The following is a 26,359-nucleotide window of genomic DNA, read 5'->3' on the forward strand; positions in this document are numbered from 1 at the left end:
CGAATGCACGAGCGTTACCACCGTAGGTTTTAGCCAGTACAGTAGTGATAGCAGCAGTCAGGGTAGTTTTACCGTGGTCAACGTGGCCGATAGTACCAACGTTAACGTGCGGTTTTGTACGTTCAAATTTTTCTTTAGACACGACTCTATTCCTTAATATCGCTCCCTCATCATAGGGGAGGGAGCTGAATCTAGATATTAAACCCGAAAAACTTATTTAGCTTTACGAGATTCGATAATAGCCTGAGCGACGTTGCTCGGCGCTTCATTGTACTTCAGGAACTCCATAGAGTAAGAAGCACGACCTTGGGTCTGAGAACGCAGGTCAGTAGCATAACCAAACATTTCAGATAATGGTACCTGAGCACGTACGATTTTGCCGGTAGTCATATCTTCCATACCGTCAATCATACCACGGCGGCGGTTTAGGTCACCGATAACGTCACCCATGTAGTCTTCTGGTGTTTCAACTTCAACTTTCATGATAGGCTCCAGCAGAACTGGTTTCGCCTTCATAAAGCCTTCTTTGAAGCCCATAGAACCTGCGATTTTGAACGCCATTTCAGAAGAGTCAACTTCGTGGTAAGAACCATCGAACAGCGCCACTTTAACGTCAACAATCGGGTAACCGGCCAGAACACCATTTTTCATTTGTTCCTGAATACCCTTATCTACTGCCGGGATATATTCTTTAGGAACAACACCACCAACGATTTCGTTAGCGAATTCATAGCCTATGCCACCTGGTTCCATTGGCTCAATACGCAGCCATACGTGACCAAACTGACCACGACCACCAGACTGACGAACAAATTTACCTTCTTGTTCAACAGTAGAACGGATGGTTTCACGGTAAGCAACCTGAGGTTTACCGACGTTCGCTTCAACTTTGAACTCACGACGCATACGGTCAACCAGGACATCCAAGTGAAGCTCACCCATACCAGCGATAATAGTCTGACCAGTTTCTTCATCGGTAGACACGCGGAATGATGGGTCTTCCTGAGCCAGACGACCTAAAGCGATACCCATTTTTTCCTGGTCAGCTTTAGTTTTTGGCTCGATAGCAACAGAGATGACTGGCTCTGGGAATTCCATACGCTCCAGGATAATTGGCGCGTTGATATCACACAGAGTATCACCGGTAGTCACATCTTTCAGGCCAATCGCCGCGGCGATGTCACCTGCACGAACTTCTTTAATTTCTTCACGTTTATTAGCATGCATCTGAACGATACGGCCAAAACGCTCTTTTTTGTCTTTCACTGGGTTAAGAACGGTATCACCGGAATTAACCACGCCAGAGTAGACACGGAAGAAGGTCAAGTTACCAACGAATGGGTCGGTCGCGATTTTAAACGCCAGTGCCGAAAATGGTTCGTTGTCGTCAGAATGACGCTCTGCCGGCGTATCTTTACCGTCTGGCAGAATACCTTTAATAGACTCAACATCCGTTGGTGCTGGCAGGTATTCAATAACCGCATCCAGCATTGCCTGAACACCTTTGTTCTTAAATGCAGAACCACAGGTAACCAGGATAATTTCGTTAGTCAGAACACGATGACGCAGACCAGCTTTGATCTCTTCTTCAGTCAGTTCTTCACCGCCAAGGTATTTTTCCATCAGCTCTTCTGATGCTTCCGCAGCGGCTTCAATCAAATTGTTACGCCATTCTTCCGCCAGATCCTGCATATCAGCCGGGATATCTTCATAAGTGAAGGTAGTTCCCTGATCTTCATCGTTCCAGTTGATGGCTTTCATTTTCACCAGGTCAACAACACCGGTGAAAACATCTTCTGCGCCAATGGCTAATTGCAGAGGTACTGGGTTTGCCGCCAAGCGAGTTTTGATCTGCTCAACAACGCGTAAGAAATTCGCTCCCATACGGTCCATTTTGTTAACGAACGCGATACGTGGAACTCTATATTTATTTGCCTGACGCCATACGGTTTCAGACTGTGGCTGAACACCACCAACCGCACAATAAACCATTACGGCACCGTCAAGAACACGCATGGAACGTTCTACTTCGATAGTGAAGTCAACGTGCCCTGGGGTGTCGATGATGTTGATACGGTGCGCGTCAAACTGCTTAGCCATACCTGACCAGAAAGCAGTTGTTGCTGCGGAGGTGATGGTAATACCACGCTCCTGCTCCTGTTCCATCCAGTCCATAGTAGCAGCGCCATCATGAACTTCACCGATCTTATGGTTTACACCAGTGTAGAACAGAATACGTTCGGTAGTGGTGGTTTTACCGGCGTCGATATGTGCACTGATACCGATGTTACGGTAACGTGCAATAGGTGTTGTACGAGCCATTTGATTCCTCTATATCCTAGGACGTTCAATGTAAATCTGGGTGGCAGAGCAGCCACCCAGGGCATCATCACTATGATGGGATTACCAACGGTAGTGTGCGAACGCCTTGTTAGCTTCTGCCATACGGTGAACGTCTTCACGTTTCTTAACAGCAGTGCCTTTATTTTCGGCTGCATCAGATAATTCGTTCGCCAGGCGCAGAGCCATAGATTTATCACCGCGTTTACGAGCAGCTTCAACGATCCAACGCATTGCCAACGCATTGCGACGAACCGGACGAACTTCAACTGGTACCTGATAAGTAGAACCACCAACACGGCGGGACTTAACCTCCACGGTTGGACGTACATTATCCAATGCAAGTTCAAACGCTTCCAGATGTTCTTTACCAGAACGCTGAGCCAGGGTCTCAAGCGCACTATATACAATTGCTTCCGCGGTAGATTTTTTACCATCTACCATCAGGATATTGACAAATTTGGCCAGTAATTCAGATCCGAACTTTGGATCTGGCAAAATTTTACGCTGACCAATTACACGACGACGTGGCATGGAAATACTCCGTTTCGAATTCAGGGTTGTCCAAAACTCTACGAGTTTATTTTGACATTAAAGTAAATAATGTTTGGCCTTACTTAACGGAGAACCATTAAGCTTTTGGCTTCTTCACACCGTACTTAGAACGACCTTGTTTACGGTCTTTAACACCGGAGCAGTCCAGTGCACCGCGAACAGTGTGGTAACGCACACCTGGCAAGTCTTTAACACGACCGCCACGGATCAGAATTACGGAGTGTTCCTGCAAGTTGTGGCCTTCACCACCGATGTAGGAAGAAACTTCGTAACCGTTAGTCAAACGCACACGACATACTTTACGCAGTGCAGAGTTTGGTTTTTTAGGGGTGGTGGTATATACACGAGTACATACGCCACGCTTCTGCGGGCAAGCTTCCAGAGCAGGAACGTTGCTTTTTGCAACCTTCATGCTACGGGGTTTGCGCACCAGCTGGTTAATAGTTGCCATTATTAAAAAAACTCCTGGTTTTTTTGCTTCGTAAACACGGATTAAATCTCTTGTCTGCCCAACGGCAAAACACGAGGACGCGGAATTTTATGGCTGACTCGTCAGGGTGTCAAGAAATATACAGTCTTTTCTCAACTACCAGGCGAATTGTTGATGATGTTTTACCGTCAGGTTAACAAAGTCAGTATAGTCGATCACTTGCACTTTGTTTGAAACCTGCTCGTTCAATCCCCGCGCCTCAACATCTTCTTTCAGCGCATACAAGGTAGCACCACAACTGATCAGAGTCGGCAGATAACAATTACCTTCAATTCCTGCCAGTACACCATCCTGAATAAACAGGATGTCATCACCACGGGCAAACAGCTTGAATATCGCATTGAAATCACATTGATAAGGCGATCGGCCAACAGTATATAGCATATTATTGTTCTTCCAACAGCTCAGAATGTCAGCACAACATCATAGTCAACCAACTTCTGACGAATTGTTTCCGCAGGGATCACTTCCGCGTCCAGAACAAAACGATTGATTGAGCTTAACCCACGCATTACAAGGTCTTCCTGGCACAAATAACATTCGTCAATATCATACAAAGGCAACACCTTAAAAGTAGCGATATAGTTTCTGGCGAGAATTCTGTCAGGCTGCTGATTCGGTAGTAGCTGAAGTACGCCGTCAGAAATAAAAAATACCCCTATCTTTTCTGTTAATGCCGAAGTTGCCAACAATGCGTCTAAACCTTCCCTACCTCCTGCATTACCATGAGGTGCTTTAGTGAAGACAAAAGCAATTTTTTTCATTTTTGCCCCTCAGAATTGCACCACACGGTCGCAAGTCAACATCGCTTCAGCCAGTGTTCCCAATCCACTTAATTCAAACCCTTCCGCTAGGTTTGCTACCGGTAAATTCAACTCATTCGCCTGCTGAGCATCAAGAACGCCACGACGCAGGGCAGCGGCAATACAAATATGCATGCTAAACCGGTGTTCCTTCGCCATCGCTTGCCATGCGCTAACCAAGTTAAACTCATCACCGGCTGGTACCGTCAACTGATTGCCGTTATAAACCCCTTCCCGATAAAAAAATACGGTATTAAGTTTATGCCCCATCGTAATCAAGGCTTGCGCGAATTGGTAAGCACTGCTGGCTTGCTGAGTGCCATATGCGGGCCCAGTAACCAGCAGACAATAAGACAATGAAGACATTACCGCTCAGGCCCTAAACATTCACCATTTTTAAACTGGCGAATATAGAGATAAACAGTATGTTTAGAAATATTTAAACGCTCAGCAACCTGATTGATTGCATCTTTAATATCAAAAATGCCTTTCTCATAGAGATTCAGAACCACCTGTCTGTTCTTGGCATTATTGGATACACTGCGATCAATATTGACTTCTTCGATAGTATATTCCAGCGTTTGCGCAACCAAATCATCCACGGATGAGGCAAAATTTACATTTGGTGCGACATCATGTGTTTCCTCTGGAATAAATGTCTGAATAATTTCAGAGAAAGGGACATCAAGATTCATATTAATGCACAGGAGGCCGATCACCCGGCGATTCCGGTTGCGGATCGCAATTGTGACTGACTTCATCAATGAACCGCTTTTCGCCCGGGTAAAATAGGCTTTGGATGCACTACAATCTTCGTCCGTGATGTCATGTAACATGCGCAACGCAAGATCAGTAATCGGTGAACCTATTTTACGACCTGTATGTTCTCCGTTAGCTATTCTGACGGCTGAACATTTAAGATCTTCCAGTGAGTGAAGGACAATCTCGCAATGCCCACCAATCAGCATAGCCAAGCCATCAACCGCGGCTTCATAAGATTTTAAAATTTCGTGGTCCGTTTCAGTAAACGGTTGGTTTTCCAGTAAATCGACATCACTGATATCGCCAGATAATAACGGGTTAGACATTCAATACACCATCCTTCAAACGCAGACAACGTCTTGTTAAAAATACAACGTGGTCTTGCTAAAAACACAACGTGATAAACCTATAAAAATTTCTTGTGAAAACTCAATTGTTGCAGCTTAACAGAGATCTTAATCAAAGATCTTTGCATTCACATGAAATATTGACGTTAAAACCACATGACATCATCGTCAAGCCATTGCTACTCAGACATTTGGTCTCTATCACAGCTTTCAGTAACAAAAAACCGTTGACAGAATCTCTACCAACGGTTTTATCCGTATTCATCAAAGATATTTAGCGAACAGCTTACTTAGTTTTGGTATCCGCTTTAATATCCAACAACTCGATATCAAATACTAATGTAGAATTTGCAGGAATACCTGGCAGATCCGCTTTACCGTAGGCCAGCTCTGGTGGAATAACCAGTTTAATTTTTCCGCCTTTTTTCACATTCTGTAAACCTTCTGTCCAACCTGGGATAACGCCATCCAGACGAATAGAAAGTGGCTCATTACGCTTATAGGAACTATCGAACTCTTTACCATCAATCAATGTCCCCCGATAGTTCACAACTATCGTGTCGCTTGCCACAGGTTTCTTCCCATTACCGTCCTTCTCTATTTTATACAAAAGGCCGGTTTTGCTCTTAACAACACCTTTTTCCTTAGCAAATTCTTCACGATATTTAGCGCCTTTAGCTTCATTCTCGCGAGCTTCTTTTTCCATCTTAGCTTCAGCGGCAGACTTCACTTTCCCTTCAAATGCACGCAGCGTATTTTCAATTTCACTGTCAGTCAGTTTACTCTTATCATTAAAAGCATCCTGCACACCCGATAACAATTGATCTTTATCCAATGGGATACCTAGAGATTTCTGTTCTTTCAGGGTGTTTTGCATATAACGCCCTAAAGATGCGCCCAGAGCATAAGCATTTTGCTGATCTTCTGTTTTAAATGCGCTGTTCAATTCTGTGCTACTCTGACTATCTGCTTTAGCCGCCAACACCTGAGGGGCGCTGAAAGCCATCGCTAATGTGGTAGCAAGCAGGGTAACTTTAAACAATGATTTCATCTGTTTCTCCAATAGCTTTGGGGGATTTATCGTCAGCAAAAGTTATGCAATCAAGTCACTATAACTTCCTACAGGAGCACAACACAATGTTTGTTAAAAACAATATTTGCTGTTTTAGTGCCCCAAACTTAATTAAGACAACATAAATGACAAGAGGTTTCATAATAACCGCATTTCACAGAATATTCTGGGCATAGTAGGCTAATATTAATTAATATGAGGCATTTAACACTGGCAATAAGGACCTGACATGGGAGGTAGATCATGGAACTGTCAAAATTTGAGCAACGGCTGGAGCATTTGGAAAGTCGAATTGCCTTTCAAGACATAACTATCGAAGAATTAAATCAGGTAGTGACTAAGCAACAAATGGAGATAGCTAGATTAAAAGAACATTTGCGGTTGATGACAGAACGATTAAAAGCCACTCAACCCTCAATGGTTGCTTCACCATCTGAGGAGACGCCTCCGCCTCATTACTAGCAAGACATAAATCACAATAAACCGGGGCAAGTATCGAAACTGAATATTCAAACTTGCCCCGTTTTTTTAAATATTAAAAATGCACTATCCGCTTTAGCTTATCAGTGGCAACTGCCGCCACCGCAGCATCCGTGTCCTTCATCATGATGGTGATGATGACCGTCGTCATGGCCGTGACCGCCACAGCAGCCGCCTTCGCCATGTTCGTGACCATGAGCGCCATGAACATGACCATGAGCCAATTCTTCTTCAGTCGCTTCACGGATGGCGATGACTTCAACATTGAATTTCAAATTCTGACCAGCCAGCATATGGTTACCATCAACCACAACATGCTCGTCTTCAACCGCTGTAATTTCTACGGGTACCGGCCCCATATCGGTATCAGCCAAGAAACGCATGCCAACTTCCAGTTCATCAACACCAACAAAGACATCTTTTGGCACACGCTGAACCAGATTGTCATCATACTGACCATAAGCATCATCAGCCTGCACGCTGACATCAAAACTCTCACCAGCCTCACGGCCTTCCAGCGCCTTTTCCAAACCGCTAATCAATGAACCACGGCCATGCAGATAGTCTAACGGCGCACTTGCCGGTGACTCATCAACTAAAACACCATCTTCTGTTCTTACTTGATAAGCCAGGCTGACTACCAAGTCTTTTGCTACTTTCATGACATCTCCTACCCGTGGGTCTAAAAATTTTTACCGATTGTAGCGGAATTTTCAGTCTCTGTACTCACTCGCGCTAATATTCACATAATTATTGTGGGGTAAAAATACCAATAACCTGTTCCTGCTTTCTGACATGAGAGGTCACTTTCTCATCAGTCTGGCGTTGTTGGTGACCACAATGGACACATTCCACCACATCAACCTGATCTTCTCGCCACATTGCGAGTGTGTCCTGAGAGTGACATTCTGGGCAGACAGCACCAGCAATAAATCTTTTACGACTTACTGACATGATTTGCTCCGCTATTATTCATATATTCATGCTCATCCCAACCATCCGGTTGGCGACGTTCATTCAGCATTTCCCGTTCAAACAGCTCTTCCAGTTCCCGCCGCGCCTCTTTTATACGAGATATGTGAGCCACATCTCCCTGTAGCTGCGGCATGAGTTCTCTCAGCATCCGCATATCTAACCGCTGGAAATGTTGTTTTGCACGATTAGCTTTATGCGGATGCATTCCCAATTCAACTAAGGTTTTACGCCCCAGCTCCAAAGCGCTGGAGAAAGTTTCACGGGTGAAATTTTTTACTCCATTTTGCAGCAGTTCATGCGCTTCCAGGCGTCCTCTGGCTCGCGCCATAATATGCAGATTCGGGAAATGTTTCTGGCATAAATGAACGATCATCATGGTATCTTCCGGCTCATTACAGGTGATGACTATCGCTTTGGCTTTATCCGCACCTGCCGAACGTAGCAGCTCCAACTCAGCCGCATCGCCATAATAAACTTTATAGCCATAACGCCGCATCGTACTCACAGCACTGACATCGCGCTCTAACACCGTTACCCGAATTTTATTCACCATTAGAAGGCGACCAATTACCTGCCCGAACCGGCCAAAACCCACTAAAATCACCTGCGGATCATCATTTTCCACAAAAGGCTGTTCATCCGTCTCATCTTGGGCATTATAACGACGTGCCAGAATAGCATCTATCAATTGCATAACAAGCGGCGTTGTCATCATCGATATCGTCACCACGACCAGCAACAAAGCCATCTGCCCACTATTGAGCACATTCTGGCTTAGTGCCGCAGAAAACAGAACAAAGGCGAACTCTCCCCCTTGGCTAAGTACGCCGGAAAATTGCAGGCAGGATGCCCCCCGCAAGCCAGCAATCATTGCGATCAGATACAGAACAATGCCTTTGACAATCACCAAAGCCAGCACACCAAGTAGTACTTCGGACAAATGTATTAGTAGTACTCCCAGATTCAGAGACATACCGACCGAAATAAAAAACAGCCCTAACAGTAATCCTTTAAACGGTTCTATGGATATTTCCAGTTCATGGCGGTATTCGCTATCTGCCAGTAATACCCCGGCGATAAAGGTTCCCAGCGCCATAGAAAAACCGAGCGCTTCCATAAATAGCGCAGAGCTGAGTACCACCAATAACGCCGCCGCAGTAAATAGCTCACGGACTCCAGCTCTGACAACTAAACGAAACAACGGACGTAACAGATAACGGCCACCGAGCAACATGCCAGCAAAAGCAGCGATTTTTAACGCTATTCGATACCAGTCACCGGATGCTGTTCCACCTGCCAGCAGCGGAATCAATGCCAAAGCCGGGATTACCGCCATATCTTGAAATAGCAAAACCGAGAAACCAAGCTGTCCGCCTTCATTGCGGTTCATGCCCTTCTCTTTCATGAGTTGCAGGGCCATTGCCGTTGAGGACATCGCCATACCGATACCACCAATAACCGCCGCCTGCCATGAAAAATCGGTCAGATATAGCAACACCGCCAGCACACTCGCCGTGAAAATAACTTGAGCCGCACCGACACCAAAAATAGATCGTCTGAGTTGCCAGAGTTTAGCGGGGTTAAGTTCAAGGCCGATGATAAACATCAGGAAAACAATCCCCAACTCAGAGAAATGAAGAATATCATCAACATCCCTGATAAAGCTCAACCCCCACGGGCCTAGGACAATCCCTGCCAACAAATAACCCAATACAGCGCCAATCTTGCATTTCTGTGCGATTGGCACTGCCACAACGGCAGCAAATAAAAACAATACACCGGCGCTCAATTGCGCTGAATGCTCCATAACTATAGCCCTCCTAATGACAATGGCGATTTGAGCCATTCACGATAATCATTAGCATGGATGGCAAGAAGTTCAGGTTTTTGACGACGCGCCCAATAAACAATAATTGGTGATAACCAATGCATACGGCACATCGCCGCGGTGAGTTCAAAAGGACGAAGGATCTCTTCCATTGGATAGAGATTATACCCATCGGCCCGGAAAGTGCTTTCCGGTTCCCCTGTAGTAATCACTGAACGCCAATATTTTCCCTGTAACGCCAATCCAGTAATACCACTGGCAAACCCCCGGGTCAGTACACGATCCATCCACTCCTTTAATAAAGCGGGACAACTGTAGGTATACAGTGGGTGTTGAAAAACAATCACCTGATGCTCTCGAAGCAGTTGCTGCTCATAATGAACATCAATAAAAAAATCTGGATAAGCTCCATATAAGTCGTGAATCGTAACATGCTCTAAACCCTGCACAGGTTGTAACAAAACACGATTTGCTACTGAATCCTGTGGCTCAGGATGGGCATACAGCAGCAGGACTTTAGGCGGCTGTAACATCGTTCCCTCCTCAAGAACGTGTCAGGACACGTATTTTCCGTTAACATGCATACAAAGTGATAAAATTAAAACGCTTATTATCTGTTACTGCTAATTTAACATATTTTATACAAACGATACTTATGATTGTTTTCTCTTCATTACAAATTCGTCGCGGAACCCGTGTCTTGCTGGATAATGCCAGCGCCACTATTAATCCCGGACAGAAAGTTGGTCTGGTAGGGAAAAATGGCTGTGGCAAATCTACCCTACTTGCATTATTAAAAAAGGAGCTTCAAGCGGAAGCCGGCACATTCACGTTTCCCAGTAACTGGGCGCTGTCTTGGGTGAATCAAGAAACGCCTGCCTTGGAAATACCTGCTCTGGAATATGTTATCGATGGTGATCGTGAATTCCGCCAACTGGAACAACAACTGCGGATAGCCAATGAAAAAAATGACGGTAATCTGATCGCTCACCTACACAGTCAACTGGACACGGTTCAAGCCTGGACGATCCGTTCAAGAGCATCCAGTTTGTTGCACGGCTTAGGTTTCTCTCAAGAGCAACTCGATCAACCTGTACGTGCCTTTTCCGGTGGATGGCGCATGCGCCTCAATCTAGCTCAGGCACTACTCTGCCGTTCTGACTTATTGTTGCTTGATGAACCGACTAACCATCTTGATCTGGATGCGGTTATCTGGTTGGAAAAATGGCTGAAAAGCTACCCCGGGACATTAATCCTTATCTCCCATGATCGGGATTTTCTCGACCCTATTGCCGACAAGATCCTGCATATAGAGCAACAATCGCTGTTTGAGTACAGCGGCAACTACTCATCTTTCGAACGCCAACGCGTGACCAAACTGGCGCAACAACAGGCTCTTTATAAAAGTCAGCAAGAGAAAGTCGCCCATCTGCAAAGCTATATTGACCGTTTCCGCGCCAAGGCCAGCAAAGCCAAACAGGCTCAGAGCCGTATCAAGATGTTAGAGCGGATGGAGTTGATCGCTCCTGCCCACGTTGATAACCCATTTCATTTCAGTTTCCGTAAACCAGAAAGTCTGCCCAACCCACTCCTGAAAATGGAAAAGGTCAGCGCAGGCTATGGCGAACGGACTGTTTTAAATTCCATCAAGCTGAATCTGGTTCCCGGCTCCCGCATTGGTCTGCTCGGCCGTAATGGCGCAGGTAAATCCACGTTGATTAAACTGTTAGCTGGTGAGCTGCAATCTCAAAGTGGAACGGTAGAATTAGCTAAAGGGATTAAACTGGGGTATTTCGCCCAGCATCAACTGGAATATTTGCGTGCGGATGAATCGCCATTACAGCATTTAGTCCGCATTGCGCCACAGGAAACAGAACAGCAACTGAGGGATTATCTGGGCGGCTTTGGTTTCAAAGGCGATCAAGTGACCGACCCAAGTGGGCGTTTTTCCGGGGGAGAAAAAGCACGTTTGGTTTTGGCATTGATGGTCTGGCAACGCCCTAACCTTCTGTTGCTTGATGAACCAACGAACCATCTCGACTTAGATATGCGTCAAGCACTGACAGAAGCGTTGATCGACTTTGACGGTGCATTAGTTGTGGTTTCCCACGACCGACATCTATTACGTTCAACAACAGATGAGTTGTATCTGGTTCATGATGGCCGGGTAGAATCGTTCAATGGCGATTTAGAAGATTATCAACAATGGCTAACCGATCAACAACGTCAACAAAATCAGCAACTACGTGAAAACAACGATAAGGAAAAAGAGACATCCAGCCAAAGCGCTCAGGAAAGAAAAGATCAAAAACGGCGTCAAGCTGACTTCCGTAACCAAACACAACCACTGCGCAAACAGCTTGCTGATCTGGAAAAACAAATGGAGAAGCTAGGTAACGAACTGGTTGCACTAGAAAATCAACTTTCAGACAGCGCTATTTATGATAGCAGCCGTAAAACCGAATTGACTGAATACCTGCAAAAACAAAATCAGACCAAATCAAAACTGGAAGAAATTGAATTAGCATGGATGGATATTCAGGAACAACTTGAAAAAATGACGCAAGAGTTTGAAGGATAAATAATTTAATACATTATCATTCAATAAAAAATAAAGCGGAGAAAATAATCCGCTTTATTTTTCAATAATATTCATTTCATTGAGAATACCAATACATTATCCAAAATATTAACAATACCATTGTGAATTTATAATTCATGGCATTAATTAAATTCCTAATCTATCACAAAACAGCAATAGATAATTTCAACCGTAATAACCTGCATAAATTTTATTTTTATCCACAATAATATGACCATATAATTTTAATATAATTACGCCTCCCTATATAAATAACAGCCATCTCTCTCATTCACATATTATCAATTAATGAAGAAAATAATTCCGCTTCACTTACCAATTCATAATCGATCACTGGACTCCATAAGATACCAAAATCAATCTCCATATCGGTTTTTAACATCTCTAATGAACCCAGATATTGTGATGGAATTGAACGAATAACTTTTTCCGGCACTAAAGAAAAACCATTGCGTTTAATTATCAGCTCAATCATTACCATGATATCATTAGTTCTTAATATTAAATTCATACTATTATCATAAATAGAAAATGTATTAATACCATAGGTAAAATCAATCGATATATCACTCTCACCAGTATCAATAAAGCCATATAATGGCACTATTTCCTTATTTAATTTAGCAAAATTCTGCGTCCAATCACTGCCTTTTTTGAAAAGGTAAACAAGTTTTTCAGTAAAAATCTTCCGTGGCATAAGTGATGAAGTTAATGGTAAAGGAACAATGGCGATATGTAATAAACCAGAGTTTAATAGATTCATTTGCTGTTCAAATGTCAGCCCCGTAATTAGCACAAGCTCAACCTTTTCCTTACTAGATAGAAAAAACCGCTCCTCCATTTTTCCAGAATCATAAATAGGAAAACAAGAGCTAACATAAAGGTAATGTGGCGAATCATATTGCAAATCATGATTAACCTGAGTTTGAAAATGCTTAAAATGACCTAGTAATTTCTGAGCATTCTCAAAGGTTTTTTGTCCAAAATCAGTCAACCTAGTACCACTCGGCCCTCTGGAAAACAAAAGCGCCCCAAATTCTTCTTCCAGTGCATTAATCTTCTTAGTCAACCCAGGTTGTGAAATATGTAGTATTTGAGAAGCCTTATGATAATTAAGTGTTTCAGCTAACACGATAAAAGCTTTGAGATTACGTATATCCATATCTCCACCATTCGGGTTTATCTTTCAAACTTTGCTTGCGTTATTATTTCAACAATAGACTAAATAATTTAGACTTAACTGAAATTAACTAAATAGAGATTAAACAACAATTATAAGATGATCAATTAATTTATTATAAAAATTTTGACAAATAGTTTATTTATACCATAATTCCTTTATACTCTATAAGGTAACCGAATAAATAATTCAATTAAATTAAATGCGTTAGAAGATAATAAATTTTCCGATTTTTTGGTGTTTTCCCTATAGTAACGCCTATGCACCCAATGACATGTATTTTCTACTCTACAGGATAGCAAAATATAGCAGGTAAGCATCATTCTGGAAATATAACTATTAATCGTCATTTTTAAATCAAATCTCGCCTCCACCCACCAATAAAACTAACATTAATCACATAGCTTAATATTTTTTACATATTTATTCGGTGACATCCAAGACATCTTTTGGCATATCAAGTAATTCTCACTCCTCAGTTTATAATTCACATAAAAAGATATAGGAAAACTCAAAAAAAATGCAACAATAGCTATCATAGCAAGATATTTAACATAAACATCATGATACCTTGGAATACGTGTTGTTAAATTTAAATAAATAGAACAAATCAAGAAATAAAAAACCAATGGGAAGAAAAAAAACGCAACTATTATCCCATTGGAAAAAGAGATTGCCTCAGCCATTGTAATCACTGAAAATAGACTATCAACAGAAGCAAACATACCCAAAGATACCAGAGACAATACAAAAATCGCCAAAATAATATGAATTATTCTTCTTTTCTTATCCACAACCATATCACTCATATCAATCACATAGCTTCATATCTTTCACATAAGTATTCGGAGACATCCAGGATATTCTTGGACATACCAAATAGCCATCACTTTTTAACTTATAATTCACATATAAAGACGTAGGAAAACTTAAAAAAATTGAAACAATAGCTATCGAACAAAAATATTTATTAAAGATATCGTAACTCTTTGGATAACGACCAGTTATATTAATAAAGATAACCAAAATAATATAATATGAAATTAAAGGAAAAGAAAAAAAGAAAATGGAAACACCACCTGAAAATGTTATTTTCTCATCCATTAAAATTAACGAAAATAAATCTTCACTTACTATAAACATACAAAACGACATTAAAGCCAATGAAAGAATTGCGCAAATAATACGTATTATTTTATTATTTACCATATCTCCCCCAGTTATTAAGGAATTGATTGAAATCAAATACAATAATATCAATCACATAGCCTCATATCTTTCACATAGGTATTAGGCGACGACCAGGATATTCTTGGACATACCAAATAGCCATCACTTCTTAACTTATAATTCACATACAAAGATATAGGAAAACTTAAAACAATTGAAACAATAGCTATCGAACAAAAATATTTGTTAAAGCTATCATGATGTTTTGGATAACGACCAGTTATATTAACAAAAATAATAAAAAAAACATAATAAAAAACCAAGGGAGAAGAAAAAAATATCATAAAAACACTGCCTGAAAATATTATTTTTTCATCCATTTTAATTAGAGAATTTAAATTCTCCCCTGTTAAAAAAGAAGTGAATAACGTCAGAATGAAAACAAAAAGAGCGCAGGTGATATGTATAGCCTTTTTTTATTTCCCATAATTCCCCCAGTTATTAAGGAATTGATTGAAGTCAAATATAACAATATCAATCACATAGCTTCATATCTTTTACATAAGTATTCGGAGACATCCAAGATATTCTTGGACATACCAAATAGTTATCACTTTTTAACTTATAATGCACATACAAAGATGTAGGAAAACTTAAAAAAAACGAAATAATAGCTATCGTCCCAAAATACTTATTAAAACTATCATGATACTTAGGATAGCGACCAGTTATACTGACAAAAATAATAAAGAAGAAAGAATAAAAAAGCAGAGGAGAAAAAAATAATATAATAATAACACTACTTGAGAATGTTATTTTCTCATCCATTTTGACTAAAGAAACTAAATTTCCCCCTGCCAAAAAGACAGCGAATAACGTCAAAATAAAAATAGCAAGAGTACCGATAATACGTATTATTTTATTATTTAACATATCTCCCCCAGTTATTAAGGAATTTATTGAAGTCAAATACAACAATATCAATCACATAGCTTCATATCTTTCACATAAGTATTCGGCGACGTCCAGGAAATTCTTGGACATACCAAATAGTTATCACTTTTCAGTTTATAGTCCACATAGAAGGAGACGGGAAAGCTCAAAAAAACTGAAACAATCGCTATCACAAATAAATATTTTGCACAGGTGTCATAGTATTTTGGATAACGCTTTGCAAAAGCAAGATAAACAGCTGAAACCACAAAATAAACAATAAAAGGGAATGAAAAAAAAGAATATCATAACATTACCTGAAAATGTTATTTTTTCATCCATTAAAATAAACGAAAGCAAATATTCACTTACTATATACATAGAAAACGACATCAAAGACAATATGAAAATCGCGCAAATAATGTGTATTATTTTTCTTTTACTATCCACAACCATATCACTCATATCAATCACATAACTTCATATCTTTCACATAAGTATTCGGTGCCGTCAAAGAGATTCTTGGACATACCAAATAATCATCACTTTTTAACTTATAATGCACATAGAAAGATATGGGAAAACTTAAAAAAAATGAAGTAATAGCTATCGTCCCAAAACAGTTAACAAAACCATCATGATGCTTTGGAGAACGACCAGTTATATTGACAAAAATAACTGCAATCATATAATACAAAATCAAAGGAGAAGAAAAAAATATTATAACAACACGACCTGAGAATGTTATTTGCCCATCCATTTCAATTAAAGAAATTATATTTTCTCCTGTCAAGAAGAAAGTAGACAAAGCTAAAAGAAAAATAGCAAGAGCAGCGATGATATGTATAATCTTTCTTTTATTTCCCATACCGCCCCCAATTATGAAGAAATTAGTTGAAATCAAATACAACTATATCAATCACATAGCTTCATATATTTCACATAGGTATTAGACGACATCCAAGAGATTCTTGGACATACCAAATAGTCATCACTTTTTAATTTATAATGCACATACAAAGATGCAGGGAAACCTAAAAAAAATGAAATAATAGCTATCGTCCCAAAACAGTTAACAAAACCATCATGATGCTTTGGATAATGACCACTTATAGTAACAAAAACTATAAAAAATATAGCATAAGAAACCAAAGGAAAAGAAAAAAATATTATAACAACACCACCAGAGAATATTATTTTCTCACTCATTCTAACTAAAGAAACCAAATTTTCTCCGGTTGAAAAAAAAGCAAATAAAGCTAAAAGAAAAATAGCAAGAGCAGCGATGACATGTATAATCTTTCTTTTATTTCCCATAACTCCCCTAGTTATTAAGAAATTGATTGAAACCAAACCTAATAATATCAATCACATAGATTAATATCTTTCACATAGGTATTCGGAGACATCCAAGATATTCTTGGACATACCAAATAGCCATCACTTCTTAACTTATAATTCACATACAAAGATGTAGGAAAACTTAAAAAAAGTGAAATAATGGCTATCGAACCAAAGTATTTTATGAAACTATCATGGTACTTTGGGCAACGGTTTGTTATATTAGAAAGAATAATAGAAACCATACAATACCAAATCAAAGGAGAAAAAAATAACATAATAATAACACTACTTGAGAATGTTATTTTCTCATCCATCTTAACTAAAGAAACCAGATTTTCTCCTGTCAAAAAGAACCCTAGTGATACTAAAACAAAAGTAGCAGCAGCAACGGTGATATGTATAATCTTTTTTTTATTTTCCATACACCCCCCAATTATGAAGAAACCGATTAAAATTAGCTTCTGGAATTCTTGGTTTTCTTTCCATCTCTTTTTTGAGGAGATTAATGATAGTTTCACTAATTTTAAATTTTTTATCTACACTATCAAGTATATACACTGTGAAAACACCTATACCAAACACAATACCAGCTACAACAATTACACCAAAAGTGACAATAGATGTAGATATCATCAAAGACCCAATAGCCCAAGAAACAAAAGCTGCTACTACTGTCTTAGCCAGATCTACCGCAATATTACCTAGAAAATCAGCCAGTGTGTATTCATCCTTAAACATAAGTTCAACCGTTCGATAAGCTGCGGAAAAGAATATACTAAACTTCATTCCTTTAACTATGCCGCTATTTAGTCCTTTCTGCCCAATCCCCATAGATACCACCTTCATGTTAGAGGCTTTATATCTTGAAGCAGTAATGATCTTTCTAACTCCCGCATAACCTGATATTTTAATATATCTGTTTCCATCCTTACCCACATACTCTGTCGCTTTAATCCCTAATCTTTTAAATTCTCCTATAACATTAAAGAGATCAAAAGAATCATGTATGTTACCTGCATAGGGTGATATGGGATCGGTAATCTCAAATATTTTCTTTATAAATGGACTTTTGGGTTTTGGCGAATCAATATCTTCCAGAACATCTTTCGCTTCATCTAACGATAGCAACGCAATATAGGTTGTATTCTCTCTTAACTGCTTTTCGAGACCAATAGAATCAAAGAATTCATGCTGAGGTTTTAATTGGTTAACCCCAACTTGACCTCTCAGGAAATCCCCCATATAGCCCTCCGGCGAGGGGTTGTATTTTTTATATGTCATCGTAAAACCCTTTTCATACTTCTTAAAACCAAAAATTATCACATCAGTGTTTAACCGCCGGAGTTTCCAATTTGAGAGAAAGAACACGGCCATCTGAAATCTTCATATCGATCGCACAGGCTTGAGTTGACAACAATAACTGAAAACACTGCATCATCATCATTGCCAATTTTTCCTCTGGAATTAACGGGCTATTCACTAATACATCACTGAGCTGTTGTAGTAACTCTTCCCTATCTCTATCGTTCATACGACTAACCCCATTAGCAATTAAAAGTTCGGATGTAGCACTATATTACATAAAAAATAGTCATGTCGACCATATAATAACAAAATGTTAAACAAATACAGAACACTTACAGTTAAGTTCCTGTATAGCAATACAAAATAACGCCTGATGTTTAAGAATGAAAGTAATAAATACATTATTGAGCAAAAAATTTCAAATCCCATTTTCTAAATACGCCCTTATATTACTGTTGCTATCCTTCAATGGAGAAATTCAACATTGAACTATTAATTTCTTCATATTTTAGTGTTAAGGTCATACCTTCACCGCCTGGATATACAGTCTCAGGTAATTTAAGTAAAAAATTTGTATGGTAATTACTTATGTCACATATAATTTATTTATCTTTAGATGGTAAGAAACAAGGTTTAATTTCTGCCGGTTGTTCAATGCTAGACTCCATAGGAAACCGATACCAAAAGGGGCACGAAGATCAAATACAGGTACTGAATTTGAATCACACAATAACTCGCCAAAAAAATGTCGAGCATCACCCGGTACAATTTATCAAGCCAATCGATAAATCATCCCCGCTGTTAGCATCCGCAATATCTTCAAATGAACTAGTGAATGCGATTTTCTTCTTTTACAGAACAAATTTCGCTGGACAGTTAGAACTTTTCTATGAGGTCAAGCTCATAGAAGCGAGCATTACTGACATTTCTTGCGTCTACCCACATTCAATAAACGATAATGAAATGATGCCGTACGAAAAAATCTCTCTCAAATATAAATCCATATCTTGGAATCACATAACCGCCGGCACATCTGCCTATAGTATATGGGATGATAGAATTTATTAAAAATAAACCGAGTTAAGCATATATATATATGCTTAACTCTGCTCACACACTAATTACTTCAATAATTGTAGAAATAACACCGTATTCATTTATTTTTTCCAATAAAACCAATGCCTTTTGATGCCCCAAGTTCAACCAAGAAATACAACGTTTTTAACTTCAAGCGGTATAACGGCCAGTAAGAAAGTAAGCACTCTATTAATACAATGTTAATAAACTGACTTTAACTGATTAAGTCACTATCATGAACATAAAAGACGCTTAATCTTCAACACATTTCAAACAATTAACACCGTGATAATAATCACATTTTAAGAATAAATGATTTTTTATTATCAATCCCAGAATATTCTCTTAGGAAAACAATATGAAAATCAATCTCAACAATATAGTTACCGAAAGCCGCAATCCAGCCAGTGCCAACATTGATACTTTACCAACCCTTGAAATGCTAAAACTGATTAACGATGAAGACAAAAAAGTCGCACTGGCTGTAGAGCAAACTTTGCCGAAAATCGCTGAAACGGTAGATAAAATTGCCGAAGCATTTCGTCACGGCGGTCGTTTAATTTATATCGGTGCCGGTACATCGGGCCGATTAGGGATTTTGGATGCCAGTGAGTGTCCACCCACTTATGGCACCAAACCGGAACAAGTGGTTGGGTTAATTGCCGGCGGGTATCAGGCCATTCTACATGCGGTTGAGAATGCAGAAGATAACCAACAACTGGGCGCAAATGATCTTCAAGCGCTAAACTTTAATGCAAAAGATGTACTGGTTGGCATTGCCGCCAGCGGCCGCACACCTTATGTCTTGGGTGCAATGGCGTATGCGAAATCCATCGGTGCGACCGTTGCCTGCATTAGCTGCAACCCGGCAAGCCCGATGACACAAGCTGCCGATATTGCTATTACACCAATAGTTGGGCCAGAAATCGTCACAGGTTCATCACGTATGAAAGCCGGTACCGCACAAAAGCTAATTCTGAATATGCTGACCACCGGTGCCATGATCCGTACAGGTAAAGTTTATGGCAACCTGATGGTAGACGTAGAAGCGACGAACGCCAAACTGGTTGAAAGGCAGAAAAATATCGTTATGACCGCCACAGAATGCAATCGTGAACAAGCGGAGCAGGCACTGGCTGAATGTGATGGACATTGTAAAACCGCCATTGTGATGATTCTGGCTGGCGTCAATGCTCAACAAGCAAAGGCTTTACTGGAAAAACATCACGGTTTTATTCGACCGACGCTCTCAGCCGTTCGGTAACGACTTCCCTGCTGAGAAGGAGTAAGAAGATGGCTAAAATTAATCAGACAGTCATTGCCCAGATCCTTAAAGCTATCGGCAATGCAAATAATGTGGCGCAATGTGGCAACTGTATGACCCGTCTGCGACTAACACTGCGTGACAGTACGCAAGTGGATAAAACCGCGTTAAAACAGATCCCCAATGTGTTAGGTATTGTCGAAAGCGACAATCAGTTTCAGATTGTGCTTGGGCCGGGAAAAGCTCAAGCAGCGGCTGAAATAATGAATGAATTGCTAAATTCTTCTACTCCTACAGAACAATCAAAACCAAGCGGCTCTAATTTAACCAATATTGCTTCTGCTAATAAAAAGCAACTTAAAGAGAAGCAGGTAAGTGCGGTACACAAATTCCTGACCAAGTTCGCTACCATTTTTACGCCATTGATCCCCGGTTTCATTGCCGTTGGTTTACTTCTCGGTTTTGCCACTTTACTTGAACAGATAGCCATTCAAGGTGTTAAACACCCTAATACCATTTTGGTTGAAATCATCGGCTATATGAAAGTTTTCAGTAAAGGCATATTCAGTTTTCTGAGTATCCTGATCGGTTATAACGCGCAAAAAGCATTTGGTGGATCAGGAATAAATGGTGCCATTATCGCTTCGCTGTTTGTACTCAGTTATAACCCGGATGCCACCAGCGGTTTTTATTCCGGTATTTCTACTTTCTTTGGTTATAGCATCGATCCACGCGGCAATATTATCGGCGTTCTTATCGCCGCTATTCTGGGAGCATGGGTAGAACGACAAGTGCGTAAGATCATGCCAGATAATCTGGATATGATCCTCACTTCGGCTATTACTCTGCTAATCATGGGAGCCATTGCCTTTATCTTTATCATGCCATTGGGGAGTTATCTATTTAGCGGCATGTCATGGTTATTCCTTCACCTTAACGGCAATCCTTTTGGCACAGCGATATTGGCTGGGCTATTTTTACTCGCTGTTATGTTTGGTATTCACCAAGGGTTTGTTCCCGTCTATTTCGCACTAATGGACGTACAAGGATTTAATTCTCTGTTCCCAATCCTGGCAATGGCAGGCGGAGGACAAGTTGGTGCAGCGCTGGCGCTGTATGTCAAAGCGAAAAAAGACTCTCTGCTGCGCACGCAGATAAAAGGTGCCATTATTCCTGGCTTGCTCGGCATCGGTGAACCCTTGATTTACGGCGTCACACTGCCACGGATTAAACCTTTTATCACCGCCTGTTTGGGCGGTGCCGCCGGTGGTTTCTTTATCGGTTTAGTGGCTTATTTGGGATTACCTGTTGGGTTGAATACGGTTTTTGGTCCATCTGGATTGGTAGCACTGCCACTGATGACCTCAAACAGCGGTATTTTTGCCGGAATGGCAGTGTACGCCGCCGGGCTAGTGGTTGCTTATATCAGCGGCTTTGTCATGACTTTGCTATTTGGCAGTAAAAATGTCGATTTAACCTGATGATAGCGAATGACTCCTTTCATTCACTATCATCTCACTTTTTCATTGGCTCTATAAAAATAACGCGGCTTGTCACCCAGAATCGTTGCTCGGTGCATAATCCTACGCTGAGGCAAATAATCCGCATTAGCATAGTGTTGAGTCACCCGATTATCCCAAATAGCAATGTCATTCTCCTGCCAGCGCCAACGCACCTGAAACTCAGGTTTAGTAACATGAGCAAATAGAAAGTTCAAAATCGCTTCACTCTCCTTATCACTGAGACCAACAATCCGGGTGGTGAAGCCTTCATTAACAAACAACGCTGAACGACCAGAAACGGGATGTGTTCTGACAACCGGATGTAACAGAGGCGGGTTTTTCTCTTTACCCGCTAACCAGCGCTGATGTTGCTCTTTAGAACTTCGATGTCGATGTTCAGGAAAAGACTTAGTGAAATCATGCTCAGCCTCAAGCCCTATCAGCAATGTTTTGAAAGGCTCTGACAATGCTTCGAACGCAGCGATACCGCTGCACCACAGCGTATCTCCACCAAACGGCGGGACTTTTTTAGCCGCTAGAATCGCGCCCATCGGTGGTGTTTCAATGAAAGTCACATCCGTATGCCAGTTATCATTATCAGGCGGATTGTTGTCATGAGTATCCAAAACAATAATCTCTTCACTTTCTGGTGTATGAGGGTAAACCGGATGAATATGTAAATCACCAAATTGGCCTGCTAAATCACGTTGTTGTATTGGTGTAATAGGTTGATTACGAAAGAATAATACCTGATGCTTTAACAGTGCGTGATACAGTTGTTCAAACTGAATATCTGTCATCGGCTTAGTGCAATCGGTCTGTTCCACCAGCGCGCCAATATAAGGTCCCAACGGGATGATGTTTAGACGTTCATTCATGACTGTTTACCCCATGCCACGGCATTAAGTGACGTTGAATGGCCCGCAATCCCAACTCTAAGCCACATGCAATCAACGCAATGACAATGATTCCCGCCACAACCATATCAGTTGCCAGAAACTCACCCGCCGATTGCACCATAAAACCTAACCCTTGTGTGGCGGCAATCAGTTCTGCGGCCACTAAAGTTGACCAGCCAACACCAAGCCCGATACGCAGGCCAGTCAATATCTCCGGCAAAGCATTAGGTAGAATAACGTGTTTCAGTAGTTGCCAACGACTGGCACCCAATGCCTGTGCTGCTCTTATTCGCACTTGCTCAACATTTTGTACCCCCATCACGGTAGATAACGTCACCGGCGCGAAAATTGCCAGCCAGATCAGTAAAACCTTTGAGGTTTCTCCGATCCCAAACCAAATGACAATCAAAGGTAAATACGCTAACGGAGGGACAGGTCGGTACAGTTCAATCAAAGGATCTATCACCGCCCGGATTTTTTCATTCAGCCCCATTGCTATTCCTATCGGAATAGCAATAGCTACTGCGGCTAATAAAGCCAGTAATATTCTGCTCAAACTGGCTGCCAAATGTTGCCACAACGTCGCCCCCATAAACCCTTGTTCACTCGCTGCGGTTATTAGTTGATGTACCACCTGACCCGGTGCCGGTAATAATACGGATTCAATTAAGCCCAATGTTGTCACCAGCCACCAGATAAATAGCAAAGTAACAACGGTAACCAATCTCCATAGCACCCCGATAGGAATTGGTTTAAAACGTCTTTTACTATTTTTCAGCAGGGCCACCACACCGGCTTCCTGTTCCTGATAAAGACTCATACCAAAACCCTCCGGTATCTGAACACGCGTTCCAACACATATTCACGGCAGATAATAAAATTGGGATCAGATTTAATACTGCGGCTACATTCCCCATCTGCAAATCGTTGACCAAAATCGAGGGTAATCCGTTCAACAATTCTTCCCGGCGAAGATTCCATTAAATAGAGATTAGTTGCCATAAATATGGCTTCTTCAATATCATGAGTAATCAGCAGACACTGTTTTTTACTGTCACACCAGATAGTCAGCAAAAGTTCCTGCATCTGTTCTCTGGTATAAGCATCAAGCGCAGCAAACGGCTCATCTAGCAGTAATAGTTGAGGTTCCACCGCCAATGCACGCGCAATACCCACCCGCTGTCGTTGGCCGCCAGACAGTTGCCAAATATATTTATCTTCGTAATCACTCAAACCAACCTGATGAATAATCTGCCGAGCAGTCTCCAATCTCTGTTTTTTAGACACACCGGCAAATTTCAGCCCCAAAGCTACGTTATCCAGCACATTCAACCACGGCATCAATCCTTCATGTTGAAACACCACTCCACGCTCCACACCGGGGCCAGTTACTGGTTTACCATTCAGCCAAATATCACCGGAGAAAGGCGTGAGAAAACCCGCGATCAGATTCAACAAGGTTGTTTTGCCACAGCCGGATGGCCCAAGGATCACTACAAATTGCCCGGCGGTAATATCAAAACTGATATCACGAAGAACTTCTTCGTCCTGATATCTGGCTGTTAAACCACTAATTTGTAACATCGTTCCCTCCTGCCGTGGTTGATGAAACGACCTCCTTAATAAATTTATCTGTCACATAATCCTGATAATTATCAACAATCTGTGAAACTTTACCCTGTTGTTGCAGAAATTCAGCCGTATCACGAATCACTTTCGCCATTTCTGATCTTAATAAACTCAACTGCTGATCAGCATTCAGATAACGATTGGTGAGTATCCATTGACTGATTTTGTCTTCCGATAAACCACTCAATCTCGATACCGCAGCAATATTCTTGTTATTTGCCAACCATTTTTCAGGGGAAGTCAGATAGCGCTGATTTTCATCCAGCACACTTTTCACGAATATCGTGACCAATTCAGGATGTTGTTCCGCGAAATCATTACGGACAACCCATACGTCCAGCGTTGGCGCTCCCCATTGAGCAATTTGTGCTGCATCGATCAGTACACGGCCCGTTGTAGCTAATTCATTCACGGCAGGTAACCAGACAAAAGCTCCATCAATATCACCGCGCTTCCATGCGGCAACAATCGCTGGTGGTTGTAGATTAATAATCTTGATCAGCTTTGGATCTATCTGCCAGTGATGCAATGCAGCCAACAAGCTGTAGTGAGCGGTAGAAATGAAAGGAACAGCAATGCGCTTGCCGATAAGCTGAGAAGGTTCAGTGATTTTTTGATTAACAATCAGTGCTTCCGATTGCCCTAACTGGGAAGCAATTAGAAAAATTTTTACCGGCAATTTCTGGCTGGCAGCAACCGCTAACGGACTAGACCCCATATTGCCTATCTGCACATCACCAGAAGCTAACGCTCGTAGCACCGTAGAACCGCTGTCAAATTTCCGCCACTGAACATCAGCACCCGATCGCCGGGCAAAATCGCCGTTATACTGAGCAACTTTTGCCGGCTCTGGTGAAGTTTGATAAGCAATCGTGACTTGCTCACTGTTCGCCTGAACAACAGGAACCAACAGCCAGAGCGCCAGAAAAAAAAGATAAACCACAAGAGCGGATCTACCCACTTAAACACCTCCAATGTCAAAATTAAAGACGAGGTACATCAGAATAAGTGTTGTAGATATTTGCTAAAGTAAAAAAGAATAAAATAATATTTTCTATAACTAAAAACGCAATTAACTGCCTGAATTACCCAAGCCAGATTAATGGCACACAAGTTGCCGTTAATACGCCCATCATGATATTGAAAATAAACCAAGCATTGCGACTACGGAGTAACGTCCCTATCAATGAACCAAAACCCGCCCACACCATGCCGCACAAGAAATTGATAAACATCACCGCGATACTGATCACGATGATGGAATAGAGATAGTGATCACCGGCAATACTGTAGCTGCCAACCGCACCCAACCCCATCAGCCAAGCTTTCGGATTCAAAAACTGCAACAACCAACCTTGATACCACCGCACCGGCTTGATAACAGCGCTATCTTTGGTATCCAGACGCCGGTAACTGGCCGTTGCTGTTTTCCATGCTAACCACAGCAAATAGAAGCTACCTGCAATTTTCATCACCGTGTGAATAGCAGGATAGACCAACAGCAATGCCGCTATTCCGAAAGCAGCCAGATATAAAATCGTCTGCATGCCCAGAACAACGCCAAAGAGCAACCCCAAAGAACGGGTAAAACCGAAGTTAGCGCCTGATGAAGTCAGCAACATGTTGTTTGGACCCGGGGTAATGGCAGAAATAAATAAAAAAGTCGTTAATGAAAAAATCAGGCTTGCTGTCATGAAGAGTTACCTTTCATCCTGAACAATGGCGTTTCCCTTTCACAGAAAATATCAGTATGTTATTCACCATACAAGATAACTAATCAATTTAACTCGAAACCATTATGA

The 26,359-nt window shown here is 41.2% G+C and carries 34 protein-coding genes; 5 read left to right on the top strand and 29 right to left on the bottom strand.

What is annotated here, in order from left to right:
* The 9 genes from EAE91_RS19255 to fkpA all read right to left on the bottom strand — a co-directional run.
* Nucleotides 1-142: GTP-binding protein (locus tag EAE91_RS19255; protein WP_072161945.1), on the bottom strand; the 142-nt coding region annotated here is incomplete at its 3' end.
* Between the two features lie 71 nt (nt 143-213).
* The gene (fusA, locus tag EAE91_RS19260; protein WP_214089902.1) at nt 214-2,322 is read right to left on the bottom strand and encodes an elongation factor G; all 2,109 of its coding nucleotides are present in this window, start codon (nt 2,320-2,322) and stop codon (nt 214-216) included.
* Nucleotides 2,323-2,403: 81 nt separating this feature from the next.
* Nucleotides 2,404-2,874, bottom strand: coding sequence for a 30S ribosomal protein S7 (gene rpsG / locus EAE91_RS19265; RefSeq protein WP_011144816.1), 471 nt, complete (start codon nt 2,872-2,874; stop codon nt 2,404-2,406).
* A gap of 97 nt (nt 2,875-2,971) precedes the next feature.
* On the bottom strand, nt 2,972-3,346 hold the full coding sequence (rpsL, locus tag EAE91_RS19270) for a 30S ribosomal protein S12 (protein ID WP_011144815.1): 375 nt from the start codon (nt 3,344-3,346) through the stop codon (nt 2,972-2,974).
* A 135-nt stretch (nt 3,347-3,481) separates the two neighbouring features.
* Complete coding sequence (tusB, locus tag EAE91_RS19275; RefSeq protein WP_214089903.1) at nt 3,482-3,769, bottom strand: sulfurtransferase complex subunit TusB; 288 nt, start codon at nt 3,767-3,769, stop codon at nt 3,482-3,484.
* A gap of 20 nt (nt 3,770-3,789) precedes the next feature.
* Nucleotides 3,790-4,149, bottom strand: coding sequence for a sulfurtransferase complex subunit TusC (tusC, locus tag EAE91_RS19280; protein WP_214089904.1), 360 nt, complete (start codon nt 4,147-4,149; stop codon nt 3,790-3,792).
* A 9-nt stretch (nt 4,150-4,158) separates the two neighbouring features.
* Nucleotides 4,159-4,554: a sulfurtransferase complex subunit TusD gene (tusD, locus tag EAE91_RS19285; RefSeq protein ID WP_214089905.1), complete on the bottom strand. Its 396-nt coding sequence runs from the start codon at nt 4,552-4,554 to the stop codon at nt 4,159-4,161.
* Complete coding sequence (locus tag EAE91_RS19290; protein WP_036779966.1) at nt 4,554-5,276, bottom strand: helix-turn-helix transcriptional regulator; 723 nt, start codon at nt 5,274-5,276, stop codon at nt 4,554-4,556. Before EAE91_RS19290 ends, tusD begins: the two co-directional genes overlap by 1 nt.
* 307 nt (nt 5,277-5,583) lie before the next feature.
* Nucleotides 5,584-6,348, bottom strand: a complete 765-nt coding sequence (gene fkpA, locus EAE91_RS19295; RefSeq protein WP_214089906.1) for an FKBP-type peptidyl-prolyl cis-trans isomerase — start codon at nt 6,346-6,348, stop codon at nt 5,584-5,586.
* Between the two features lie 264 nt (nt 6,349-6,612).
* Between fkpA and EAE91_RS19300 the strand changes: the two genes are divergently transcribed.
* On the top strand, nt 6,613-6,831 hold the full coding sequence (locus tag EAE91_RS19300; RefSeq protein WP_214053477.1) for a protein SlyX: 219 nt from the start codon (nt 6,613-6,615) through the stop codon (nt 6,829-6,831).
* A gap of 101 nt (nt 6,832-6,932) precedes the next feature.
* Here the strand turns inward: EAE91_RS19300 and slyD are convergent, their stop codons facing one another.
* The 4 genes from slyD to kefG form a co-directional block, all read right to left on the bottom strand.
* Nucleotides 6,933-7,511: a peptidylprolyl isomerase gene (gene slyD / locus EAE91_RS19305; protein WP_036779972.1), complete on the bottom strand. Its 579-nt coding sequence runs from the start codon at nt 7,509-7,511 to the stop codon at nt 6,933-6,935.
* An 88-nt stretch (nt 7,512-7,599) separates the two neighbouring features.
* A complete protein-coding gene (locus EAE91_RS19310; RefSeq protein WP_036779975.1) occupies nt 7,600-7,803 on the bottom strand; it encodes a YheV family putative zinc ribbon protein in 204 nt (67 codons plus the stop codon).
* Nucleotides 7,787-9,631: a glutathione-regulated potassium-efflux system protein KefB gene (gene kefB, locus EAE91_RS19315; protein WP_214089907.1), complete on the bottom strand. Its 1,845-nt coding sequence runs from the start codon at nt 9,629-9,631 to the stop codon at nt 7,787-7,789. The genes EAE91_RS19310 and kefB overlap by 17 nt, the downstream gene beginning before the upstream one ends.
* A gap of 2 nt (nt 9,632-9,633) precedes the next feature.
* Nucleotides 9,634-10,185 carry a glutathione-regulated potassium-efflux system ancillary protein KefG gene (gene kefG / locus EAE91_RS19320; protein WP_036779977.1) on the bottom strand — a complete coding sequence of 184 codons (552 nt, stop codon included), beginning with the start codon at nt 10,183-10,185 and terminating at the stop codon, nt 9,634-9,636.
* Nucleotides 10,186-10,307: 122 nt separating this feature from the next.
* Between kefG and EAE91_RS19325 the strand changes: the two genes are divergently transcribed.
* Nucleotides 10,308-12,233: an ABC transporter ATP-binding protein gene (locus EAE91_RS19325; protein WP_214089908.1), complete on the top strand. Its 1,926-nt coding sequence runs from the start codon at nt 10,308-10,310 to the stop codon at nt 12,231-12,233.
* A 292-nt stretch (nt 12,234-12,525) separates the two neighbouring features.
* Here the strand turns inward: EAE91_RS19325 and EAE91_RS19330 are convergent, their stop codons facing one another.
* The 11 genes from EAE91_RS19330 to EAE91_RS19380 all read right to left on the bottom strand — a co-directional run bounded on the left by EAE91_RS19330 (nt 12,526) and on the right by EAE91_RS19380 (nt 18,412).
* Complete coding sequence (locus EAE91_RS19330) at nt 12,526-13,416, bottom strand: LysR family transcriptional regulator (RefSeq protein WP_214089909.1); 891 nt, start codon at nt 13,414-13,416, stop codon at nt 12,526-12,528.
* A gap of 410 nt (nt 13,417-13,826) precedes the next feature.
* A complete protein-coding gene (locus EAE91_RS19335; protein ID WP_244868942.1) occupies nt 13,827-14,243 on the bottom strand; it encodes a DUF1240 domain-containing protein in 417 nt (138 codons plus the stop codon).
* 1 nt (nt 14,244) lies between these two features.
* Nucleotides 14,245-14,643: a DUF1240 domain-containing protein gene (locus EAE91_RS19340; protein ID WP_214089910.1), complete on the bottom strand. Its 399-nt coding sequence runs from the start codon at nt 14,641-14,643 to the stop codon at nt 14,245-14,247.
* Between the two features lie 47 nt (nt 14,644-14,690).
* Nucleotides 14,691-14,984, bottom strand: a complete 294-nt coding sequence (locus EAE91_RS19345; protein WP_312150813.1) for a DUF1240 domain-containing protein — start codon at nt 14,982-14,984, stop codon at nt 14,691-14,693.
* Nucleotides 14,985-15,138: 154 nt separating this feature from the next.
* Nucleotides 15,139-15,537, bottom strand: coding sequence for a DUF1240 domain-containing protein (locus tag EAE91_RS19350; protein ID WP_214089911.1), 399 nt, complete (start codon nt 15,535-15,537; stop codon nt 15,139-15,141).
* Between the two features lie 47 nt (nt 15,538-15,584).
* Nucleotides 15,585-15,806 (bottom strand): DUF1240 domain-containing protein, encoded by a 222-nt coding sequence (locus EAE91_RS24770; protein WP_312150816.1) that lies wholly within the window; start codon nt 15,804-15,806, stop codon nt 15,585-15,587.
* A gap of 197 nt (nt 15,807-16,003) precedes the next feature.
* Nucleotides 16,004-16,405, bottom strand: a complete 402-nt coding sequence (locus EAE91_RS19360) for a DUF1240 domain-containing protein (protein ID WP_214089912.1) — start codon at nt 16,403-16,405, stop codon at nt 16,004-16,006.
* Nucleotides 16,406-16,452: 47 nt separating this feature from the next.
* Nucleotides 16,453-16,854, bottom strand: coding sequence for a DUF1240 domain-containing protein (locus EAE91_RS19365; RefSeq protein WP_214089913.1), 402 nt, complete (start codon nt 16,852-16,854; stop codon nt 16,453-16,455).
* A 47-nt stretch (nt 16,855-16,901) separates the two neighbouring features.
* Nucleotides 16,902-17,303, bottom strand: a complete 402-nt coding sequence (locus EAE91_RS19370; RefSeq protein WP_214089914.1) for a DUF1240 domain-containing protein — start codon at nt 17,301-17,303, stop codon at nt 16,902-16,904.
* Nucleotides 17,293-18,162, bottom strand: coding sequence for a hypothetical protein (locus EAE91_RS19375; RefSeq protein ID WP_214089915.1), 870 nt, complete (start codon nt 18,160-18,162; stop codon nt 17,293-17,295). The genes EAE91_RS19370 and EAE91_RS19375 overlap by 11 nt, the downstream gene beginning before the upstream one ends.
* Before the next feature lie 43 nt (nt 18,163-18,205).
* A complete protein-coding gene (locus EAE91_RS19380) occupies nt 18,206-18,412 on the bottom strand; it encodes a hypothetical protein (RefSeq protein ID WP_214089916.1) in 207 nt (68 codons plus the stop codon).
* Nucleotides 18,413-18,774: 362 nt separating this feature from the next.
* Here EAE91_RS19380 and EAE91_RS19385 point away from each other — a divergent pair, with 362 nt between their 5' ends.
* The 3 genes from EAE91_RS19385 (at nt 18,775) to murP (ending at nt 22,008) form a co-directional block, all read left to right on the top strand.
* The gene (locus EAE91_RS19385) at nt 18,775-19,254 is read left to right on the top strand and encodes an Hcp family type VI secretion system effector (RefSeq protein WP_214089917.1); all 480 of its coding nucleotides are present in this window, start codon (nt 18,775-18,777) and stop codon (nt 19,252-19,254) included.
* A gap of 367 nt (nt 19,255-19,621) precedes the next feature.
* A complete protein-coding gene (gene murQ, locus EAE91_RS19390; protein ID WP_214089918.1) occupies nt 19,622-20,527 on the top strand; it encodes an N-acetylmuramic acid 6-phosphate etherase in 906 nt (301 codons plus the stop codon).
* 29 nt (nt 20,528-20,556) lie between these two features.
* Nucleotides 20,557-22,008, top strand: coding sequence for a PTS N-acetylmuramic acid transporter subunit IIBC (murP, locus tag EAE91_RS19395; protein ID WP_214089919.1), 1,452 nt, complete (start codon nt 20,557-20,559; stop codon nt 22,006-22,008).
* A gap of 29 nt (nt 22,009-22,037) precedes the next feature.
* Here murP and tauD read toward each other — a convergent pair whose 3' ends face one another.
* From tauD to EAE91_RS19420, 5 genes are all read right to left on the bottom strand, one after another.
* A complete protein-coding gene (gene tauD, locus EAE91_RS19400; RefSeq protein ID WP_214089920.1) occupies nt 22,038-22,907 on the bottom strand; it encodes a taurine dioxygenase in 870 nt (289 codons plus the stop codon).
* Entirely contained in the window at nt 22,900-23,748 is an 849-nt protein-coding gene (gene tauC, locus EAE91_RS19405; RefSeq protein ID WP_214089921.1) for a taurine ABC transporter permease TauC, read from the bottom strand. The genes tauD and tauC overlap by 8 nt, the downstream gene beginning before the upstream one ends.
* Complete coding sequence (tauB, locus tag EAE91_RS19410) at nt 23,745-24,512, bottom strand: taurine ABC transporter ATP-binding subunit (protein ID WP_214089922.1); 768 nt, start codon at nt 24,510-24,512, stop codon at nt 23,745-23,747. The genes tauC and tauB overlap by 4 nt, the downstream gene beginning before the upstream one ends.
* Nucleotides 24,499-25,518, bottom strand: coding sequence for a taurine ABC transporter substrate-binding protein (gene tauA, locus EAE91_RS19415; protein ID WP_376744768.1), 1,020 nt, complete (start codon nt 25,516-25,518; stop codon nt 24,499-24,501). Before tauA ends, tauB begins: the two co-directional genes overlap by 14 nt.
* Nucleotides 25,519-25,642: 124 nt before the next feature.
* Nucleotides 25,643-26,251: a LysE family translocator gene (locus tag EAE91_RS19420; RefSeq protein ID WP_214089923.1), complete on the bottom strand. Its 609-nt coding sequence runs from the start codon at nt 26,249-26,251 to the stop codon at nt 25,643-25,645.
* Nucleotides 26,252-26,359: the final 108 nt, after the last annotated feature.

This window comes from Photorhabdus noenieputensis, from assembly GCF_018448935.1.
Classification (GTDB): Bacteria; Pseudomonadota; Gammaproteobacteria; order Enterobacterales; family Enterobacteriaceae; genus Photorhabdus; species Photorhabdus noenieputensis.